General features: G+C 46.4%; 20 protein-coding genes and 1 pseudogene. 11 read left to right on the top strand and 10 right to left on the bottom strand.

What is annotated here, in order from left to right:
- The first annotated feature begins 62 nt into the window (after positions 1 to 62).
- The 6 genes and pseudogenes from ltnD (at position 63) to ITG12_RS24270 (ending at position 6,393) form a co-directional block, all read left to right on the top strand.
- Positions 63 to 971 carry an L-threonate dehydrogenase gene (gene ltnD, locus ITG12_RS24295; protein ID WP_095760088.1) on the top strand — a complete coding sequence of 303 codons (909 nt, stop codon included), beginning with the start codon at positions 63 to 65 and terminating at the stop codon, positions 969 to 971.
- A 25-nt stretch (positions 972 to 996) separates the two neighbouring features.
- Positions 997 to 2,253, top strand: a complete 1,257-nt coding sequence (otnK, locus tag ITG12_RS24290) for a 3-oxo-tetronate kinase (RefSeq protein WP_038879820.1) — start codon at positions 997 to 999, stop codon at positions 2,251 to 2,253.
- Positions 2,254 to 2,264: 11 nt separating this feature from the next.
- Entirely contained in the window at positions 2,265 to 2,912 is a 648-nt protein-coding gene (locus tag ITG12_RS24285) for an aldolase (RefSeq protein ID WP_248874349.1), read from the top strand.
- Positions 2,912 to 3,688: a 2-oxo-tetronate isomerase gene (gene otnI / locus ITG12_RS24280; protein WP_038879818.1), complete on the top strand. Its 777-nt coding sequence runs from the start codon at positions 2,912 to 2,914 to the stop codon at positions 3,686 to 3,688. The genes ITG12_RS24285 and otnI overlap by 1 nt, the downstream gene beginning before the upstream one ends.
- A gap of 113 nt (positions 3,689 to 3,801) precedes the next feature.
- Positions 3,802 to 5,259 (top strand): TRAP transporter large permease subunit, encoded by a 1,458-nt coding sequence (locus tag ITG12_RS24275; RefSeq protein WP_038879817.1) that lies wholly within the window; start codon positions 3,802 to 3,804, stop codon positions 5,257 to 5,259.
- Positions 5,260 to 5,378: 119 nt separating this feature from the next.
- Positions 5,379 to 6,393 (top strand): annotated as a pseudogene (locus tag ITG12_RS24270) (IS110 family transposase).
- Positions 6,394 to 6,684: 291 nt separating this feature from the next.
- Here the strand turns inward: ITG12_RS24270 and ITG12_RS24265 are convergent.
- From ITG12_RS24265 to ITG12_RS24245, 5 genes are all read right to left on the bottom strand, one after another.
- Positions 6,685 to 7,104, bottom strand: a complete 420-nt coding sequence (locus tag ITG12_RS24265) for a VOC family protein (RefSeq protein ID WP_038882069.1) — start codon at positions 7,102 to 7,104, stop codon at positions 6,685 to 6,687.
- Between the two features lie 1,218 nt (positions 7,105 to 8,322).
- Entirely contained in the window at positions 8,323 to 8,709 is a 387-nt protein-coding gene (locus tag ITG12_RS24260) for a hypothetical protein (protein WP_038882372.1), read from the bottom strand.
- 313 nt (positions 8,710 to 9,022) lie between these two features.
- Positions 9,023 to 10,591: an alkyl hydroperoxide reductase subunit F gene (gene ahpF, locus ITG12_RS24255; protein ID WP_005374617.1), complete on the bottom strand. Its 1,569-nt coding sequence runs from the start codon at positions 10,589 to 10,591 to the stop codon at positions 9,023 to 9,025.
- A 335-nt stretch (positions 10,592 to 10,926) separates the two neighbouring features.
- A complete protein-coding gene (ahpC, locus tag ITG12_RS24250; RefSeq protein ID WP_005374632.1) occupies positions 10,927 to 11,484 on the bottom strand; it encodes an alkyl hydroperoxide reductase subunit C in 558 nt (185 codons plus the stop codon).
- Between the two features lie 305 nt (positions 11,485 to 11,789).
- Positions 11,790 to 12,248, bottom strand: coding sequence for a MarR family transcriptional regulator (locus tag ITG12_RS24245; RefSeq protein WP_005383518.1), 459 nt, complete (start codon positions 12,246 to 12,248; stop codon positions 11,790 to 11,792).
- Positions 12,249 to 12,385: 137 nt separating this feature from the next.
- Between ITG12_RS24245 and ITG12_RS24240 the strand changes: the two genes are divergently transcribed.
- From ITG12_RS24240 to ITG12_RS24230, 3 genes are all read left to right on the top strand, one after another.
- Positions 12,386 to 12,808, top strand: a complete 423-nt coding sequence (locus tag ITG12_RS24240) for an organic hydroperoxide resistance protein (RefSeq protein WP_248874348.1) — start codon at positions 12,386 to 12,388, stop codon at positions 12,806 to 12,808.
- 264 nt (positions 12,809 to 13,072) lie between these two features.
- Complete coding sequence (locus ITG12_RS24235; RefSeq protein ID WP_005383516.1) at positions 13,073 to 13,315, top strand: type II toxin-antitoxin system Phd/YefM family antitoxin; 243 nt, start codon at positions 13,073 to 13,075, stop codon at positions 13,313 to 13,315.
- A gap of 13 nt (positions 13,316 to 13,328) precedes the next feature.
- Positions 13,329 to 13,664 (top strand): type II toxin-antitoxin system RelE/ParE family toxin, encoded by a 336-nt coding sequence (locus ITG12_RS24230; protein ID WP_061035113.1) that lies wholly within the window; start codon positions 13,329 to 13,331, stop codon positions 13,662 to 13,664.
- 53 nt (positions 13,665 to 13,717) lie between these two features.
- Here ITG12_RS24230 and ITG12_RS24225 read toward each other — a convergent pair whose 3' ends face one another.
- Together ITG12_RS24225 and ITG12_RS24220 are read right to left on the bottom strand one after the other, a co-directional pair.
- The gene (locus tag ITG12_RS24225) at positions 13,718 to 14,815 is read right to left on the bottom strand and encodes a YdcF family protein (protein ID WP_248874346.1); all 1,098 of its coding nucleotides are present in this window, start codon (positions 14,813 to 14,815) and stop codon (positions 13,718 to 13,720) included.
- Between the two features lie 298 nt (positions 14,816 to 15,113).
- The gene (locus ITG12_RS24220) at positions 15,114 to 16,013 is read right to left on the bottom strand and encodes an AraC family transcriptional regulator (protein WP_042600643.1); all 900 of its coding nucleotides are present in this window, start codon (positions 16,011 to 16,013) and stop codon (positions 15,114 to 15,116) included.
- 184 nt (positions 16,014 to 16,197) lie between these two features.
- Here ITG12_RS24220 and ITG12_RS24215 point away from each other — a divergent pair, with 184 nt between their 5' ends.
- Together ITG12_RS24215 and ITG12_RS24210 are read left to right on the top strand one after the other, a co-directional pair.
- Complete coding sequence (locus ITG12_RS24215; protein ID WP_248874344.1) at positions 16,198 to 17,061, top strand: helix-turn-helix transcriptional regulator; 864 nt, start codon at positions 16,198 to 16,200, stop codon at positions 17,059 to 17,061.
- Positions 17,062 to 17,152: 91 nt separating this feature from the next.
- Positions 17,153 to 17,740, top strand: coding sequence for a GNAT family protein (locus tag ITG12_RS24210; protein ID WP_248874342.1), 588 nt, complete (start codon positions 17,153 to 17,155; stop codon positions 17,738 to 17,740).
- A 96-nt stretch (positions 17,741 to 17,836) separates the two neighbouring features.
- Here ITG12_RS24210 and ITG12_RS24205 read toward each other — a convergent pair whose 3' ends face one another.
- The 3 genes from ITG12_RS24205 to ITG12_RS24195 form a co-directional block, all read right to left on the bottom strand.
- Positions 17,837 to 18,103, bottom strand: coding sequence for a DUF2999 family protein (locus ITG12_RS24205; RefSeq protein WP_004746427.1), 267 nt, complete (start codon positions 18,101 to 18,103; stop codon positions 17,837 to 17,839).
- A gap of 66 nt (positions 18,104 to 18,169) precedes the next feature.
- On the bottom strand, positions 18,170 to 19,522 hold the full coding sequence (locus ITG12_RS24200) for an MATE family efflux transporter (protein ID WP_248874340.1): 1,353 nt from the start codon (positions 19,520 to 19,522) through the stop codon (positions 18,170 to 18,172).
- An 86-nt stretch (positions 19,523 to 19,608) separates the two neighbouring features.
- Positions 19,609 to 20,460, bottom strand: coding sequence for an AraC family transcriptional regulator (locus ITG12_RS24195; protein ID WP_104036042.1), 852 nt, complete (start codon positions 20,458 to 20,460; stop codon positions 19,609 to 19,611).
- Positions 20,461 to 20,469 lie beyond the last annotated feature (9 nt).

Raw genomic sequence — 20,469 nt, 5'->3', positions numbered from 1 at the left:
TATAATCACACCAACTAAACAAGAATTAACAAAATTCAATTTACCAAGAAGGTGTTGTTGTTATGAGCGAAGTTCAATCTGTCGGTGTTATCGGTTTAGGCTCTATGGGAATGGGCGCGGCGAAGTCATGTGTGCGTGCAGGCCTTGATGTATATGGTTTCGACCTGAATCCTAGTGCTTTAGAAGAGCTGGGTGCATTTGGCGCGAAAGCCGTTTCTACCAATGCAGTCGAGTTTGCCGATCAACTTGATTCTGTGTTGGTTTTGGTTGTGAATGCGGCGCAAGTTAACACCGTATTGTTCAAAACAGGCCTTGCGGCTGCGCTCAAGCCCAATACGCCTGTCATGGTATCAGCCACTATCTCGGCAGAAGACGCCAAGCAAATTGAAGCCAAATTGGCTGAGCACAATCTTGTGATGCTCGATGCGCCGGTATCTGGCGGCGCAGTAAAAGCAGAAGCTGGTGAGATGACCATTATGGCGTCGGGCGCGCAAAGCACCTTTGAAGCACTGGAGCCTGTACTGAGCGCAACGGCTGCCAAGGTATACAACATTGGTGAAGCTGTAGGCCTTGGTGCGACAGTGAAAATCATTCACCAACTGCTTGCGGGTGTTCACATTGCAGCAGGTGCAGAAGCGATGGCGCTTGCCGCTCGTGCAAACATTCCATTGGATTTGATGTACGACGTGGTGACCAATGCCGCGGGTAATTCTTGGATGTTTGAGAACCGTATGAAGCATGTCGTCGATGGTGACTACTCGCCGAAATCAATGGTCGATATTTTCGTTAAAGACCTAAACCTTGTGTCAGATACCGCGAAAGATCTGAAATTCCCTCTACCACTTTCCAGTGCCGCTCTAAACATGTTTGTAAGCGCAAGCAATGCGGGCTTTGGTCAGGAAGACGACAGTGCTGTTATCAAAATCTTTAACGGTATTGAGCTTCCTGGTGTGGAAAGCAAAGACAAATAAGCGCAAGTAAAGTGGAGAAGTAATTATGTTATTAGGTGTTATTGCAGACGACTTTACTGGCGCGACTGATATTGCCGGATTCCTTGTAGAAAATGGCATGCGCACCGTGCAGCTTAACGGCATTCCGAAGCAAAAGGTTGATATCAATGCCGACGCGATTGTGATCAGTCTTAAGTCTCGTTCTTGCCCTGTCGATGAAGCAATCAACGATTCGGTGGCAGCGCTAAAATGGCTACAAGCCAATGGCTGTCAGCAGTTCTACTTTAAGTACTGCTCAACTTTCGACAGTACCGCTGAAGGCAATATTGGTCCTGTTACTGACGCGTTGCTAGCCGAGCTCAAAGAAGATTTCACCATTGTTTGTCCTGCGTTGCCGGTTAATGGCCGCACGGTTTACAACGGCCATCTGTTTGTTTTCCAAGATCTGCTCAGTGATTCTGGTATGCGCAACCATCCAGTGACGCCAATGACAGATTCTAGCTTGATTCGCATGATGGATGCGCAGTCACAAGGCTCATCTGGTTTGGTGAACTTCCAAGTGATTGAGCAAGGCTCCCAAGCGGTGTCTGAGCGATTTGAAACCCTCAAACAACAAGGTGTTCGCTATGCTATTGTCGATGCATTCAATGCCGATCATCTTGTGACCCTCGGTCAGGCAGCGAAATCTCTCAAACTGGTTACCGGTGGTTCTGGCCTTGCTGCGGGGATTGCTAAGAACTGGGCAGAACATCTGGCCGATCAAAGCGATGCTAAGAAAGCGGGCAATCCAACCAAGGCGCCGACGGTGGTGTTCTCTGGCTCATGCTCTGTGATGACCAATCAACAAGTCGCCGTTTACAAACAACAAGCACCGCACTTCGCGATTGATGTGAAAGCCTGCCTTACCGATGAAGCGTACTCAAATCACGTGTTTGATTGGGTGATGACCAATATCGACAGTGAATTTGCTCCGCTGGTTTACGCAACCGCAGAGTCAACGGCTCTAAAAGCCATTCAAGAAGAGTTTGGCGCACAAGCATCTAGCCATGCCGTTGAGCAATTCTTCAGTAAGTTGGCTATCAAACTGCAGCAACACGGTGTGAAGAACTTCATCGTTGCTGGTGGCGAAACCTCTGGCGTTGTTACGCAAAGCCTCGCGGTAACAGGGTTCCATATTGGTCCTCAAATTGCGCCGGGTGTGCCTTGGGTGAAATCACTCGATGGCGAGCTTTCACTGGCGCTGAAATCCGGCAACTTTGGTGATGAGCATTTCTTTGCCAAAGCTCAGTCGCTTTTTGAATAACAGGAGTTGTGATGAATAAAGACTTATTGACAGAGCAGCAACTGCGAGATCAAATGGTGACCATGGCTCGCTCTATGTTTGAGCGCGGCTACGCGACGGGCGGTGCTGGTAACTTGTCTGTGAAATTACCGAATGGCCATTTTTTGGCAACGCCGACAGGCTCCTCGTTTGGGCGCTTAGTGGCAGAGGAGCTGTCTGTGGTGGATATCGATGGCAACCATATTTCGGGTAAAAAACCGTCGAAAGAAGTGGCATTTCACTTAGCCATTTACCGCAATAATTCGCAATGCAATGCCATCGTGCACTTGCATTCAACGTACCTAACGGCGTTGTCTTGCCTTGAAGAGTTAGACCGCGGCAATGCCATCAAAGCATTCACACCTTACTTTGTGATGCGTATTGGTGAGCTACCAGTGATCCCTTACCTGCGTCCGGGGGATCCACAAATCGCAGAAGAACTCGCACAACGTGCTGGTGACTATCGTGCTTTCTTACTGGCTAACCATGGTCCGGTCATTACAGGCACAGACTTTGAAGATGCAGTAGACAACGCTGAAGAGCTGGAAGAAACCGCAAAATTGGCGTTCATTCTTAAAGACAGCAACATTCGTTACCTAACGGATGCCGAGGTTCAAGACCTAAAAGGGAGAGGTAAATAATGGCTAAGTTCGCAGCAAACCTAACCATGTTATTCACAGAAGTGCCGTTTTTAGAGCGTTTTGAGAAAGCGCATCAAGCGGGATTCAAAGCGGTAGAGTACCTCTTCCCATACGCATTCGAGGCGCAAGAGCTGGCCAACAAGATGGAACAGTTCGGATTTGAACAAGCGCTTTTCAATATGCCTCCGGGTGATTGGGATGCTGGCGAACGTGGCTTCGCCGCGATTCCGGGCCGTGAGGATGAGTTTAAGGCGAGCGTTGAGACGGCACTGATGTACGCCAAGGCACTGAAGTGTAAAAAGGTTCACGCTATGTCTGGCATTGTTGATTCACGCTTCACTCGTGATCAGCATATTGAAACCTTCATCTCAAACATTCGTTATGCAGCGGATAAGTTTGCCGAGCAAGGTGTTGAGCTGATGATTGAGCCACTCAACAATCGCGACGTGCCGAACTACTTTGTCGCCCATCAACGCGAAGCGGTCGAGCTGATTAAGCAAGTGGATCGTCCAAACGTCAAACTGCAACTCGACCTTTACCACGCTCAAATTATGGATGGCGACTTAAGCACATTAATCCGTGAAGTCGCTCCTTACACCGGCCACATCCAAATCGCCTCAGTGCCTGAAAGACACGAACCGTCAGAAGGTGAGTTGAACTACCCACACCTGTTCAACGTGTTGGATGACTCAGGTTATCAAGGCTGGATCGGCTGCGAATACAATCCAAGACACAGAACAGAAGAAGGTCTTGGTTGGGTTCACCCTTACCTCTAATAAAAATACTTATAACAATTTCAGTTGCTTGCGCAACAACGTGTACTAGGTGATGAGAGCTCATCGCCTAGCTGCACGCACCCTACAGAGTCAGAAATAAAAGGAACATAAAAATGGATGGAGCATTAATCGGCATTGTCATCGGTATTCTTGCCATGATGGGAATGATCATAAAAACACGTATTCCTGTCGCATTGGCAATGGTTATTGCGAGCATCATCATGGGTCTATTCGCAGGCATGGCGCCAACAGAACTCATTGATGCAATTAAAGCGGGCTTCGGCGGCGTACTAGGCGGTATCGGTTTGATCATTGCCTTCGGTGTCATCATGGGCGCGTGTTTTGAGCGCTCTGGTGCGGCGGTTCGTATGGCGAAAACCTTCGTTAAGATCTGTGGTAAAGGCCGTGAAGATCTAGCACTTGGGTTCACTGGTGTGCTGGTGGCAATTCCAGTTTTTTGTGACTCTGCGTACATCATTTTGCACTCTCTTGTTCGCGCAATTTCACGAGATACGGGTAAATCTGCCGTTGGTCTTGGTGTGACGCTCGCACTTGGTCTGCTTATCACTCACGCACTTGTGCCGCCAACACCGGGCCCTGTTGCGGTAGCCGGTATTCTTGGTGTCGACCTAGGTGAGTACATGCTGTGGGGGCTAATGGTGTCTGTACCTATGATGCTGCTATCGATGATTTACATCCGCCGTGTGGGTAATGAATACTACCGCGTACCAAATGGTGATGGTTGGATCACTAACCAAGCGGATTGGGCAAACTTAGAAAAAGTAGAAGCAACGGACGACAAAGAGCTGCCAAGTAACTTCCTTTCTTTTGGTCCAATTCTTGTTCCGATTGCACTTATCCTTATCAACACTTTAGTTGGTTCAGGAGACACATTCCTTCATGCAGCGCTGTCGCTGCTTGGTAACCCAGTTGTTGCTGTAGGCCTTGGTGTATTAATGGCGTTGTACGGTCTTACTCGCAATATCGAACGTAAAGACATGGTTGGCTCGATGGATGATGCGCTATCAACAACAGGTCTTATCTTAGTGGTAACGGGCTGTGGTGGCGCAATGGGCGCCGTACTTAAAGCGTCTGGTGCTGGTCCACAAGTGGCAGAAGCTATCGCTAGCAGCGGTATCCCACCACTACTTGTGCCATTGGCTATCGCGTCTATGCTTCGATTGATTCAAGGCTCGGCTACAGCATCGATGATGGTTGCTGCGACAATGACGTTACCTCTAGTCGAAACATTAGGTCTGGATCCTGTATTCGTGGCATTGGCGTGTGCGGTTGGCCCGGTTGGTTTCTCACACCTTAATGACTCTTACTTCCACATCATCAACCGTACCCTAGGTATTACAGAGTTGGCAGACCAAATTAAAATCTGGTCAGTATCGTCAACAGTGGCGTGGGCGATTGGTGCATCGATCATCATGGCGCTAAACCTAGTCTTTGGTAAGGGTGGCACGCTCATTGACCCACTGGTACCAATCTTAGTGCTTGCGGCCGTCATCGTTTGGATGAAGTCAAAAAGCAATAAGGCAGCGAAGCCTGAATTAGCCGCTAGCTAATCACTCGCTCAAGGTAAAATGTTCAAAGCCCCTAGCTGAAAAGTTAGGGGCTAATTATATGGTCCGCCTCACTCTCAAGCCCTACGCTTAGAGTAGGCTCTCAGAACGAGGTGAACCATATGTCTACCATTCACATCTTAGGTATCGATTTAGGCAAGCACTGCTTTCATGCGGTTGGCAACAATCACACTGGCAAAGACGTTATTCGCCGTAAGTTTAGTCGAAGCCAACTACTCCGTTTCTTATCTGTACTTGAACCTACCATCATCGCTTTTGAAGCCTGTGGTGGTGCTCACTGGCTTGCGAGAAAGTGTGAAGCCTATGGGCATCGCGTTCGACTTATCCCGCCTCAATATGTAAAACCTTACGTCAAAGGTAATAAGAACGACTTTATTGATGCGGCTGCGATAGCAGAAGCAGCGAGTCGACCAAGCATGAGATTTGTCTCTGCCAAGTCAGAGGAAGCTCAGGTAATCGCAGCTATCCATCGAGTGAGGGATGGTTATATCAAAGAACGAACGGCTTGTATGAGCCGAATTGGAGCAATACTACTTGAGTTTGGGCTGAGTTTTCCTAAAGGCCATGCCAAGATGAAAGCGCTATTTCAGTGGTTGGCCGAGCAAGATATAAAACTACCACCGAGTCTGGTCGCTGAGTTGCTCTCGATTCATGAGCACTATAAATACCTAAATGAGCAAGTATCTACTCAAGATAGAAAACTGAAAGCGATTACTGAAAATAATGAAAATGCTGAACTTTTGAAGAGTATTCCTGGTATTGGTGATTTAACAGCAACGTTGTGTGTGGCCAATATCAGTTCTCCTTCAAACTTTGGTGGAGGTCGCGAGATGGCTGCATGGCTAGGACTCGTTCCAAGGCAGTATTCAACGGGTGGCAAATCAAAGTTATTAGGCATGAGTAAACGAGGGAACAAACACCTTCGCGCTCTATTTATACATGGAGCGAGGTCCAGTGCTATCTAGGATAGAAACAACAGGAAAAGTGTTTGGAGATTGGTTAGTCAATTTACGAGCAACAAAGCCGTTTAATGTAGTGGTAGTCGCACTTGCCAATAAGCTAGCAAGAATAGCTTGGGCGGTGTTGTACCACCGCCAAGCTTTTAAGGCTGTATAGCCATAACCAAGTTTGCAACGCCAATGAACGTGATGACAAAAACGGTCGAACGGCCAGATTAGTAACCTGATACAAAAAATAGCACCTAGTTGCTTTGGGGCTTTTAAGGATAATCTGGCGCGGATATCATCGTGGAGCGGGAAGTTAATGTTCCCAACGTGGACTCCGAATACATTAGCGCAAACCAACTCCGTTATTACTTAATTGTAGTTGCAATAACGGGGCGGACCATACATTTGGGTATCTAAGACGCTGCTCTTTCTTGATAAAAGAGAGATAAAGGTTAAGCTCTTAATTCGTCGAGTTACGCAATTTTGGGTCATCCGTCAGGTATTCTACAAACTCGATTTCAAAACCGGCAGGGTCAACAAAATAGACGTTCTTTCGGTATGGCTCATCCGCGCCGAATTGGGCGATTGGGTAGCCCGCTTCAACCAGTCTTTTCATCACAGCGTCAACGTTGTTGGTCACATAAGCGAAATGCGCCAACCCAACTTGATGACCATCTAAATCGCGATTGTTGCCTTCGCCGTGGTCACTCAACGCAATGTATTGGTACTCATCGCCAAAGTGCAGCCAGTTTCTGTGTTTGCCGCTCCATGTACCTTCCCCTTCATCACGCACATACCAATGCGGAAAGGCAGCTTGGTAAAACTTCAGCATTTCAGGGATGTCTTTTACCACTAAGTTCACGTGTTCTAGCTGGATCATGGTGTGCTCCTTTTTGTCATTTTCTAGCCAACGATGAACATGCTAAAACCTCAAGTTAAGTTTAGGTAAAGGGCTTTTTTGGAATTTTTTATTTGAGCTCGTTGAAGCTTGAACCAAGGGGAGGTTAGGTGGGGTTGGTGGTTTGAGGCTGAATGTTGGGTTAGGTGCTTGCAACCCCCTCCAACTCCCCCTTTTCTTGACATGGTTTGCCAAGCATTTGAATGCGGTTCTCAAGGGGGAGGGTTTTCTTTTCTGCGGTGAGCTCAGTGCTTTCCAGCGTCATTCTGAAGGAGCCTAAGCGAGTATTCAGAAACTATTTAAAGCGCATTGTTGTGTTGCAATGTGAATTGAATTATCTGCGAATACAGAACCCGTTCCTCCCCTTTGAGCTCGTTGCTTTGAGAGTTTCGGAGTTTGATACAAGGGGAGGTTAGGTGGGGTTGGTGGTTTGAGGCTGAATGTTGGGTTAGGTGCTTGCAACCCCCTCCAACTCCCCCTTTTCTTGACATGGTTTGCCAAGCATTTGAATGCGGTTCTCAAGGGGGAGGGTTTTCTTTTCTGCGGTGAGCTCAGTGCTTTCCAGCGTCATTCTGAAGGAGCCTAAGCGAGTATTCAGAAACTATTTAAAGCGCATTGTTGTGTTGCAATGTGAATTGAATTATCTGCGAATACAGAACCCGTTCCTCCCCTTTGAGCTCGTTGCTTTGAGAGTTTCGGAGTTTGATACAAGGGGAGGTTAGGTGGGGTTGGTGGTTTGATGCTGAATGCTGGGTAAGGTGCTTGCAACCTTCTTTTACCTTTTGTTTGTTCGTGTTCTTGCTAATCATTTTCGATCGAGTTTGTTGTGAGTAGATTCCCAGTCTCACCTAGGTTCGCGGGAATGACGGAAAGAGAGAACTAAACGAACAGCGTCATTCTGAAGGAGCCTAAGCGAGTATTCAGAATCTACTTTCAGTGTGTTGTTATGTTGCATTGTGAACTGAACTATCTGCGAACACGAAATCAGTCCCTCCCCTTTGAGCTCGGAGTATTGAGATCTTCAGAGTTTGATACAAGGGGAGGTTAGGTGGGGTTGCTGGTTTGAAGCTGAATATTGGGTTACATGTTTGCAACCCCCTCCAACTCCCCCTTTTCTCGACATGGTTTGTCATGCATTTGGATGTGGTTATCAAGGGGGAGAGTGTTCTTTTCTGCTGTGAGCTCAGCGTTTTCCCATCGTCATTTTTGAAGTAGCCTAAGCGAGTGTTCAGGATCGCCTTCCTTAGCGATCTGAAGCTTTCTTTCTAGAAGTTTTATCATCCCATCTTTTTGTTTTATTTCAGATTTAGCTTTTGTTAGCTCATCTTGAGTTATTAGGAGATTCCCCCCAAGACCTGCAGCTGCACCGATAATAGAGGCAAAGATTGTTCCTACAATCGTTAAAGTCAACATTCTCTTATTATGAGCGTTATCTGCAATTCTGCGTCGTCTTTCTAACTCCAGCAAAGCTAACTTTTCTGTTCCATCTTTAAAGTCGGAAGCTGCCGCAAAATGATAAACCTGTTCATCAGACATATCTTGGTATCTCACATGAGCAGATATTGGACCTATGTTATCGATTGACATGTTTTTCCTAAAGAAAGTTAGATGATCAAAGCTGGATTTATGCGCTATTTACCAGAAGTAGTCAAACGAATATCAATTAGTTATAGGCTTAGTATGAAAGTTAGACTTCGAGAAAGGAGGCTATTTTCTACCCTTCTCAGTAGTACTCCCCCAAAAACCAAAAAAGCCAGCAGTTAATACCAGCTGGCAAAGTCTTTGGGCTTCTAGGTTTTTTGATTTTATTTCTTGTTACTCATCGCTGTCACGGTGCCCCGATTGGTTTTCCGGGGAAGAAAACACAGCACCGTGCGCTTTGTGCTCAAGAAATTGGAGATTAACCTTGCTTACGGATTAGGTAGTCAAATGCGCCTAAGCTTGCTTTTGCACCTTCACCCATCGCAATGATGATCTGTTTGTAAGGAACGGTTGTTGCGTCACCAGCTGCGAAGACACCTTCTAGGCTAGTATCGCCACGGCTACCGACTTCAATTTCGCCACGCTCAGATAGCGCTACTTCTGAATCTTTTAGCCATTCTGTGTTTGGTACTAGGCCGATTTGAACAAAGATACCTGACAGTTCAATCTCTTTGATTTCATCTGTGTTGCGGTCTTTGTACTTCAAGCTTGTTACGCGAGTACCGTCGCCTACTACTTCTGTTGTTTGCGCCATCGTGATGATGTCTACGTTTGGTAGTGAGTTCGCTTTGTCGATAAGCACTTGGTCTGCGCGAAGTACGTCTGCGAATTCAAGAACCGTTACGTGCTCTACGATACCAGCAAGGTCGATAGCTGCTTCGATGCCTGAGTTACCACCACCGATAACCGCAGTTTTCTTGCCTTTGAACAGTGGGCCGTCACAGTGTGGGCAGTACGCGACGCCTTTGTTGCGGTACTCTTGCTCACCCGGAACGTTCATTTCACGCCAGCGTGCACCAGGGCTAAGGATGACACTCTTACTCTTCAGCGTTGCGCCGCTTTCAAGTTGGATGTGAATCAAACCATCTTCTGTGTGTGCTGCGCCCATTAGCTTCTCAGCTTGTTGCTCAGTCACGACGTCTACGTCGTATTCTTTTAGGTGTTCTGCTAGGTCAGTTGCTAGTTTTGGACCTTCAGTGCGTTTCACCGAAATGAAGTTCTCGATTGCCATGGTGTCCATAACCTGACCACCAAAACGCTTAGCAACAACGCCAGTACGAATACCTTTACGAGCGGCGTATAGAGCAGCTGCGCTACCACCAGGGCCACCGCCGACAACAAGTACGTCGTATGGGTCTTTTTCGCTTAGTGCTTTCGCCGCTTTCTCGCTTGCGCCGTCATCCACTTTGTTTAGGATTTCAGTCAGAGACATACGACCTTGACCGAATAGCTCACCGTTCACGAATACACTTGGTACAGCCATGATGTCGCGTTGTTTCACTTCATCTTGGAACAAACCACCGTCGATCATGGTTGCTTTTACTTTCGGGTTGATCGCCGCCATCATGTTGAACGCTTGAACCACGTCCGGACAGTTTTGGCACGATAGTGAAATGAAGATTTCTACGTCTAGATCTTTGTCTAGTGCTGCGATTTGCTCAATCACTTCTGGTTCTAGTTTGATTGGGTGACCGCCCGAATGAAGCAGTGCCAATACTAGAGAGGTAAATTCGTGACCCATTGGCAAGCCTGCAAAGCGTAGTGCTGTGCCTTTTGCTGGGTTAGTTACCGCCATCACTGGTTTACGTGCGCTTGCGTTGTCGTCACGTTCAACGGTGATTAGGTCGCTCATCTCTGCGATTTGGTTCGCTAGAGACAAAATGTCATTCGATGCTTTGCTTTCATCTAGACTAACCACTAAACGAACTTCTTCTTTTACATTAGCCAGATATTGTTTGAGTTGTTGTTGGATCGCTTGGTCTAACATAGTTGTTACTACCTTAATTAAATAGTTACCAATCAAAACAAGTATTTGTTCATTCTTGCTAGCCAAAATCGTTGATAACTGCGTTATAGATTTTGTAGTTAGGGGAACTAGCTATCGAAAATCTATGCCTGGTTCTAAACGATTTTTTCTACGCAATTACTGCACACCTACTTATTCAGATAGGTAATAAAAAGTGGTTACTGTAGATAAAACCTGAGGGGGAGAGAGCAAATCAGGCAGAAGGTCGTCAAGGTATCTAACCTGAAGTGCTCTCTAATTCAGTTCTAATCAGAAAAAGGAAATCGGGAACTGATTAGAACTTAAATTTCAGTGGCTTAGATTTTGCCAACTAGGTCTAGTGATGGAGCTAGTGTCTCTTCACCTTCTTTCCATTTAGCTGGGCAAACTTCGCCTGGGTGCGCTGCTACGTATTGAGCTGCTTTCACTTTGCGTAGTAGGTCTTCTGCGTCACGACCGATACCTTCAGCAGTGATTTCCATTGCTTGGATAGTACCTTCTGGGTCGATTAGGAACGTTGCACGGTCTGCAAGACCTTGACCTTCACGCATCACACCGAAGTTGTTTGTGATGTTGCCTGTTTGGTCGCCAAGCATGTAGTACTGAATCTTACCGATTGTGTCTGAGCTGTCGTGCCATGCTTTGTGAGTGAAGTGTGTGTCAGTTGATACTGAGTAAACTTCTACGCCACGTTTTTGTAGCTCTTCGTAGTGGTCTGCTAGGTCGCCCAGTTCTGTTGGACATACAAACGTAAAGTCTGCTGGGTAGAAGAAGAATACTGCCCATTTACCTAGAACGTCTTGTTCTGTTACTTCAACGAATTCGCCGTTTTTGTACGCTGTAGCTGCAAATGGTTTGATTTGAGTATTAATCATAATTTACTTTCCTTTGAATGTTTTAAGCTGAGCTGTTGTTGCTTTCGGAAAGTATATTCTCATCGGAGTGTGTTTAAGGAAAATCGCTTGTAACTATCCTATTGATAGCCATTTCCTATTTCACTTGATAGGGAAATCCGATGTAAGTGAGTTTGCTTTGATAGGTTTTATTGAAGATGAAGGCGGATTAGCAATAGAGAATACCGATGATGACCTTAAGTGGATCGTCTGGCTAAGATCGAAAGAGCCTGCATCTCGGCAGGCTCTTTCTAATAGGAAGTGGGGAAGCGGATGCTTCTATTTTGTTAGCTCAGATTATCGAGCACTTTGCCACACAGCTTCTTCAGCATGATCATTTCATCTAGCTCTAAGGTGATTTTACACATCATGGCGTTTGGCACTGACTTGGCTTGTTCCTTAAGATCACGACCTTGTTCTGTTAGGTTGAGTACGCGAACGCGTTCATCGGTTTCACTTCGGCCGCGCTCTACATAGCCTTTTGCTTCTAAGCGTTTAAGTAGTGGCGTGAGTGTGCCTGAGTCCAAATGCAGTTGAGACCCCAATTCTTTTACGCTGGCACCGTCTTTCTCCCACAGTACCATCATCACTAAGTACTGCGAATAAGTCAGATCAAGCTCGTCCAGCAACGGGCGGTATGCTCGGATCACTGCATTTGCTGCGCTGTAGAGCGGGAAGCAAACTTGGTTTTCGAGTAAGAGTTTATCGTCGTCTGTCATGGTGTTGTCGGTGTAACACTGGCTCATTGGCGTTGCCTACCTGCTCACAGAGAAAGAGAATTACAAAATAAATTGTGCACAATATAGTTGCAAACGATCTTTACTTCGATATAAGATTGTAAGCAATTAAATTGTGCGCAACTTAAATTAAGAAGGACACTCGCATGACTACTCTATACAAAACTCAAGCTACCGCTTTGGCTGGTCGTAATGGTCAAGTAAAAACTGATGACGGTCTTCTCGAACTAGAGCTGTCATACCCGAAGGAAATGGGCGGCACAGGCGCAGCAACTAACCCAGAACAGCTTTTTGCAGCGGGCTATTCGGCGTGTTTTTCTAACGCGATTCTGCACGTAGCACGTGAAGGTAAAGTAAACCTGAAAAGTGCACCCGTAACAGCGCAAGTGGGCATCGGCCCGAACGATAACGGCGGCTTTGCACTAACAGTGAGCCTAGCGGTAGAGCTAGACATGCCACAAGAACAAGCGCTAGAGCTAACGCGCATTGCACACCAAGTTTGCCCATATTCAAACGCAGTTCGTGGCAACATTGATGTGGCAGTAACGGTAAACGGCGAAGCAATTTAAGCGGTTTCAACCACTGCACAAAGACAAGAAAGCCTGCAAGTACGCAGGCTTTTTCTATATTTGAAGTAGGAGTCTAAATTTAAACTTAATTTGGTTTGTTCGAAATGCACAGGTATAGTTGGCAAGATTAGGTCAAAATCTAAACGAAAAATAGAATGTGATTAGCACTTTCTATTGATTCAAATATTTCGGTCAAACCTGCAGTATAGCTCGGCTGGATTCGCTTGTTGTTACACCAGCGAGGTTGCCGATAGGAGTCATGTGATGAGCACTGAAACGGTAAGTTATCTAAAAAAGAATGCTGCGAAGCTTGAACTGGATGAGCCAATGACGATTACGCAAAATGGTAAGCCTATTTATGTCGTTGAGTCTTATGAAGAACGTCAGAAGCGTGATGAAGCCATTGCTTTAATGAAGTTTGTTAGCTTTGCTCAAAATGATGTTGCGAATGAACGTGTAAAGTCATCAGAAGATATGAAGAGCACGTTAGCAGCACTCAAAGATTGAGTTTGATACGAGCATGGAAGCAAAAGTTCTCTATACACAAACCTTTGAAAATACGGCTATTCAGAGTATTAACTATTTATCGAACTGGAGCGCTCGCAACGATGTGATTGATAGATTAATTGCGGTTCAGCAGAGGTTTGAACACAACGTTTTGAATAACCCGTCTATCTATCCGCCTTGTTATGAACTGACAACAATCGGTGTTTACGACATCCGGCAATTTAGCTTTGATGGATTCAAGCTGCTTTACCGAATTGGTGACAAAAATACTATCTATGCTCTAGTGGTTCTGAGTGACAAACAAAACCTACAAAACGCATTGATTGACCACTGCATCATGTTCAAATGATTCTATGAGAGACCGCATTAACGCGGTCTCTTTTGCTTTCTGGCTCTAGTGTATTAACGCGACTCTAGCGGGTAAGAGCGGTAGCTCCACATGCCGTAGGTACGCAGAGCATCGCGGTAGATACCAAGCAATTCGCTATCGCTGGCTTTGGCTAAGTCTTTGAGTGGCTTATCTGGGTAGCTTACGGTGTCGAAAGTGATGTCTTGCGGGCCAGTTTGCCAGCTTGCGATTTCAAACAAGGTTTGACCACGGCGTACATGGCTCGCGGAACTGATGATGGTAGCGTGCTTGATGTTATGACGCGCCAATGCGTAGCTGCTGAATAGGGCGTTACCTACCGTGCTGGTGGCGTAGTTCTCTTCAATGATGCGATCTTTGCTGATGCCTTTTTCAATCAGCCAATCCGCCATTAACTTGCCTTCGGTTTTGTGGTTCTTCGGTACACCACCCGTCAATACGATCAACGCGTCTGGGTTTGCTTTCGCCATGGCTAGCGTGGTTTCCAAACGCTCAACCAAGATTTGATGCATTGAACCATCTGGGTTTAGCGCGTATCCCAGCGTGACGATTGCGCTTTTGTCATCCAGTTTGCCTTTGTCGGCTTTCTCTTTTAGTGGCGTTGCAAGTACGCGGTCTACGGTGTCGAAGATGCGTTGGATGTCTGCGGCTTTACCTGCATTGAGCTTCGTGAGCGTCGCCATGTGTTTCGCTGATTCCGCTTGGTTGCCCTCAAAGCGTTGCCATACCGCTAAGTAAGCGTGCAAATCCACATCGTCTGGTGCGACAGAAAGGGCTTGTTCAAACAGTTCAATCGCGCGGTCTGCATTCTTGTTGTAGATCTGCGCGTTTGCTGCAGATATCAGTAGGTCAGTGCGGTACGGCTCAAGTTTGTATGCTTCTAGTAAGCGGTCGGTAACAATCTCCATGTTGCTCGGCATTTTGGCGGTAAAACCCGCATGCGAGATACGCGCAGGGGATTTGAATGCTTGTACTGCGTCGTTGAGAAGTTGGTCGACAACCTGGCGTTTAGTGACGATCTGTGAGTAATCGGCGGAAGATTGGACAGCAGCATCGTTAGCCGCGATAGAGTATGGGGCAGCAGTCAGCGCAATCACGCTACCAAGAGCAATGGCAAGTAAGTTCTTCTTCATGGAATGTCCTAGAGGTGCTGTAGTACCTAGTTTTTATTGTGCCTAGCGTTGTAGGTCGAACGGGGTCGATGGAGTTTTTTCAGTCTAGGTTCGCTTCTTGAATAATCTGTGAAATGAATCCCAACTCAGCCGAGCGAATGAACGCGCGTGGTCAAAACGCGAAGTAGGATCACGAAAACACTGAGGTATTCGTTCGTATTCTAAGTAATTGGATTAAAAGATAAACAGCGTTTGGAAGAACGAATTTAAGCAACCAGAGTTAGAAATGAAAAAGCCTGCAACGATGCAGGCTTTTGGTTTATTTGATGGCAGTGCAGAAGCTAACGTCTGCATGGTGCGTTTGTGGGTCGAAGCTGTGGTAAAGCTCGAAGCAAGGGCGGTCGTCGTTCTCAATACCGGATTCAATTACCTTGCTCATGACATCATCCCACGCTTTTGAGTATTGGCTCGGGTCAGTAATGTGCTGGCGCATCACAGCATATTGACCGCCGGGGAAGTCTTGCTGCTCAATGCCTTTCGGAACTTCCGTGTCTTCTGGCACCATGAGACAGATATCAGTGCGACACTTCTCATCTGGCGTGATTTCTGGGTTGTCATGGTAGATGAAGATGCAGGTATTGCCTGCCAAACCTTTCATTCCTGCCCATTGATACAGGCGACCTGATGGCTCTTCATAGCCTTGGCCGTAAGGGCCGTTTACGCGAATGTAAGCCAGTTTTGCTTTTTCAAAGTTTTGCGTTTCCATTGTCGTGCTCCATTTGGTGAGTTCAGAGCCAGTATATGAATCGCTTGGTGTTACTTCGTTTCCATTCTTGCGCAACGTGTGTCCAATCTTGCTGTTTCGTGCTAATTCAGAAAATTGCTGGTAGTTTTCGCAGTCACGAAAGGCCGTCGGTGTAACGCCATAATGTTGTTTGAAGGCTTTGGCTAAGCTCTGTGAGCTAGAAAATCCGTACTCTAGGGCAATGTTTAACACTGGTTGCTTGGATTTGAATAAGTCATCGGCGGCGGCTTCTAAACGTAAACGTCGAATGAAATCAGCCAATGTCTCGCCTTGCACGGCTTTGAAGGTGCGATGAAAGTGATAAGGGGAAAGGTTCGCCAGCGCAGCCACTTCTGGTAGGTTGAGTGGTTCATTAAAGTGTTGTTCTAAATAACGAATCACAGGAACCAGTCGTTGGTGGTAGTCGACGCGCATTGGGGTATTTCCTTGTTCTGTTCAGCTTGTTTTCTCTGCTCAAAGCCTACCGCAATCCAACAAGCTTGCAAGGGAGCAGGGTGAGAAATGCGTGGCGAGATGCGCGCCAATCAGTCACACTCAACGAGCAGATGTTTAAGCAAAAACATTACGCTCATTATCTTTACTAACCGCTAGGACAATCATGATAGCTTGGAAACAGTCTCTGCCAGAGTACGAATGGCTCATTCATCAAGTTTGGTACTTGGAAGTGCCAGAGGGTGAAGTCATTGACCCCAAGCCGCACCTTATCCCAAACCCGCGTGCTCATTTACTCTTTACGCCATCAGAGCAAGGCTACAGCTACGACACGGGAGACACTAAGCTTGCTGGCAAGGGCTGTCACTTATTAACGGCTAACGAACATTTACTGTTGTTGGAAGATACGGCTCCCATCAAGCGTATCGGCATCACTTTTCGCCCAGAGGGTTTGTATGCCATTGAATCACGGTTTAATGATGCATCCCAAGTTAGCGCAATTAACCAATGCGAATGGTTTGATTGGCTTAACGCGGTGTTTGATGTGCGCTTTCAACAGGGGCTATGGCAGTTAGAGTTGCAGGATTCACCGCAATGTTTGCTGGACTATATCAAACAACATTTAGATGCGTTAGATATCGAACCTTGCCGTACCAAACCGTTTTTAGCATCGCAAAAAGCAGTGTCCGTGATGGACGCTCAAGCGCTACGCTCACCTGAGTTAGCGATGGATATTGATGAGATAGCCAAACAGTGCGCCTGTTCTCGCAGAACGCTTGAGCGCAGTTTCAAACAAGTGGTGGGGTTGAGCGTTAAGCAGTATCAACAAATGGCACGCCTAGAGCAGATGATTTTGACCCTCTACAAGCAACAAGAAGCGATTGATTGGGCGAGTTTCTCACAACAATTTGGTTTCAGTGACCAATCGCATTTGATTCGTACCCTCAAACAGCAGCTAAGAAAAACGCCAAGCAAATACTTGAAAAAGCGCGACTTAACCATCGATATCTATGGCGACTTTGAGTCGTAATACATTGCCAATCAGCCCGAAAGTTGTCGCAAAAATCCAATTTTTCTCTTATCCGCTGGGCTACTATTTTCAGCAGATAACGAGGTAACACATGTCATATCAAAAACTAAAACAAGGCGAAGCCATCCCATTTAACGAATCGTTGACTATCCAGCTGATTCAAGGCTCTGATCTACAAGATATTATCGAGATGTTGAACGACGATAAGGTCAATCAATATCTGTTCTTCGCACCTGCTGACAACAGCCTATATGAAGGTTTCTTTGGCCCTATTATTGAAAATACGGCACAAGCGATTAAAGACAGTGTCTGGCCAGATAGCCCAACGTTCGTGATTCGTGACCAGCAAGGTCAGTACATGGGAATGTGTGCGGTGACCGCAGTGATGTTCTTAACTGGCAACTACGAAGTGGGTTATCAGTTACCTACTTGCGCATGGGGCAAAGGCGTTGCGACTCGCGCTTGCCAAATGATGACCGAGATTGGCTTTACTGAGTTAAACGCCCATAAAGTCAGTGCAGATTGCTACGCTTCTAATGCTGGCTCTTACAAGACGTTAGAGAAAAATGGTTTTACTCAGGAAGGCAGTCAGAAAGACTACTACAAACTAACGCAAGGCTTTGACGACAAGCTCCACTACGGCATAACCGCAGAACAATTCGCGTCTTTAAATCGCTGATAATTAGCCGACAAAAAAGTAGCGAACAAAAAAGGCCGTTAACCCACATGCTCGGGTTAACGGCCTTTTCTATATTCAGCGCTAAATGGCTAAGACTTAGTTGCCTTGGTTTTGGCTTTGAAGCTTCTCTTTTGCTTCTTCAACCTTTGAGAAATCCAATCCCAATTCGTCTACCGCTTCTTTGATTAGCGCAGGGTTTTGCATCACTTGCGCCATCAGCATTTGTAGCTTGTCTTGTGGCAAACCTAGTTGGCTGATTGTTGCCATTGCCGCTAGAGGGTTTTGCGTCAGAGTCTGAAAAATCTCGTTGATTTGCTCATCGCTGATGTTGTTCTCTTTTAGCAGCGCAATAATCGGGTTCATCGCATTTCCTTTTAATCACAGAATGAAATAGAACCCGAGTTTATCATTTGGCTGAGCTTGGTTGAACTAGGAACTTCTCGCCAAGGACGTTGTTAGCTCCACTGCGCGTTTTTGGTAGTTGAATAACATGCTCAAACTGATCACCGCGGTGAGCGTTTCTGCAAAGACAATGCTCGCCCAAATGCCGTCTTGCGGGAAGAACTTAGGCAATAGCAATACACCTAGCGCGACAAACACAAACCCTCGGCATAAGGAAATAAGCGTGGCTTGTTTTGGTTTGGCAATGGCTTGGAACAGGTTGGCAATTACCATGTTTAACCCCATCAAAGGGACGCCGAAGAAGTAGAACGTCAGTGCGCTTGCGGCGATTGGGATTAAGTCATTTGCGTTACCCAAGTAAATCGAGGCAATCAGTGGCGCTGACAGCCAGATACCTAAAAGAAAGACTGTGCCGCTGCCCATAGCTGCTTTCATCCCCAATTTTAGAATCTCGTCAATGCGCTCTGGTCGCCCTGCGCCGTGGTTAAAGCTGATGATTGGCTGACAAGCTTGCGCGATACCGACCATCACAAACAGAGCGAATACACCGACATTGGTGGTTAACCCATAGGCAATGATGTGGCTTTCACCGAATTGGCTGAGCAATACGTAGTTGAACAGCACGATGGTCATTGCGGATGTGACTTCGATAAAGAATGTCGGAGTACCGATGCTTAAGATTTCTTTAGTCTTGCTTAAGCCGATGCCTTTTAGGCTGAATTCTAATGAGCCTTTCTTACCCACGAAATGAGTCAACAAAATCAGTGCAATGACTGCTTGAGCAATGGCCGTACCATACGCTGCGCCTTTCATCCCCATGTTCATCTCAATGATAAACAGGTAATCAAAAGCGAGGTTGGTAATAGCACCAATCGACATCGCATAGGTGGCTAATTTCGGGTTGGTGTCGTTACGTACAAAGCAAGACAGTACCCAAGCGAGGGAATAGAGAGTAAAAAACGGCAACAGTACAACAAGGTAATCATGAGCAAGCTGAGCCAAGTTGCCTGAAGCGCCCATCAAGGCAATCAATTCATCTAACCAAATGAGAGCGAGCGTCACCGTGATAGTGGATAACAGAGTGGTGATCAACATGGATTGGCTGAACCACATCTGGCTGGATTCCGTGTTGCCTTTGCCTATTTCTATCGACATTTTGGCGGCGCCACCAATACCAACCATCATGGCGATGGCAGTAAAAATAGAAAAAGGTGGAATCACCAAGGCAATAGCACCAAGCCCATCGGGTCCGACGCCTAAACCGATAAATAACGCATCACCCATGATGAACAGTGATTTAATCACCATTCCAGTGAGCGCTGGCCATAGATACTGATAAAAGGATTTTGAAATGGGATCAGTTTTTAGATTGATAGCCATGGATTAGAAAAATACCCGAATGTGGTGGATTTATGTTCGGGTATTATCAGTACATTCAAGCATGGCGAAAAGGGATTATCCGCCCATTATATTGCACTATCTAAACATCGGTGACGAAATTCCGCTGGCGTTTCTCCTTTTTGTTTTCGATAGAATCGGCTGAAATACGCAGGGTCATCAAAGCCCAATTCAAACGCTATAGTCTTGACGGTTTTCGTCGAAAACACCAGTTCTCGGTTGGCTTCTAATATGATTCGGTCATGAATCAGTTGCGTGACCGTCTTGCCTCTGTCGGCTTTCACTAACTCGTTTAGACGTTTGCTGGTGAGAGCTAAGGCATCGGAGTAGAACTGGCATTTCTTTTGTTCGCGATAATGCAGTTCGATTAATTCGGTCAACTGAACGATGCGAGCGTCTTTCTGTTCACCTTTTTGAGACGGTGTTTTAGCAAAGCGTAATGCATAGCGTAGAAAGCTGTTGATGAGTGATTCGACAAGGTCCCAGTCACAATCCTCTCTTTCACACTCCTCCTTGATTAGGGTGTAAATCGATTCTAGGTAGGGAAAACCCTCTTCGCTGCAATCGAGGTACGGCGGTCGATCAATCGTAGAAAATACGCTATTCACCAACTGCGTGCTGCGTGGATTGGTTTCAGCAAAGCCGGGACGGAATATCAACATACGAATGTTTTTGCCCATGAACTCGGAATGGTGAACCTGCCCTGGTGATATGGTAAATAAGCGACCAAGGCGGTTTTGGTATTCGACGAAATCGATGCTCTGCGTTCCGCTATTATCTAAGCACCAGACAATTTCCCAGTACTCGTGACGATGCGGTTCGATGTATGGGTCTTCTTGGATGTCCGAAAATTCAAGCGCTCGACACGGCTCACCTAAAATGAGTCGCACTTGTCGGATTGGCGAAATCATATTGCTCATGAGGGCATT

Source organism: Vibrio sp. ED002 (genome assembly GCF_023277445.1).
GTDB lineage: Bacteria > Pseudomonadota > Gammaproteobacteria > Enterobacterales > Vibrionaceae > Vibrio > Vibrio jasicida.
The sequence above is the reverse complement of the archived record's forward strand: the minus strand, read 5'-3'. Positions and strand labels throughout refer to the sequence as shown.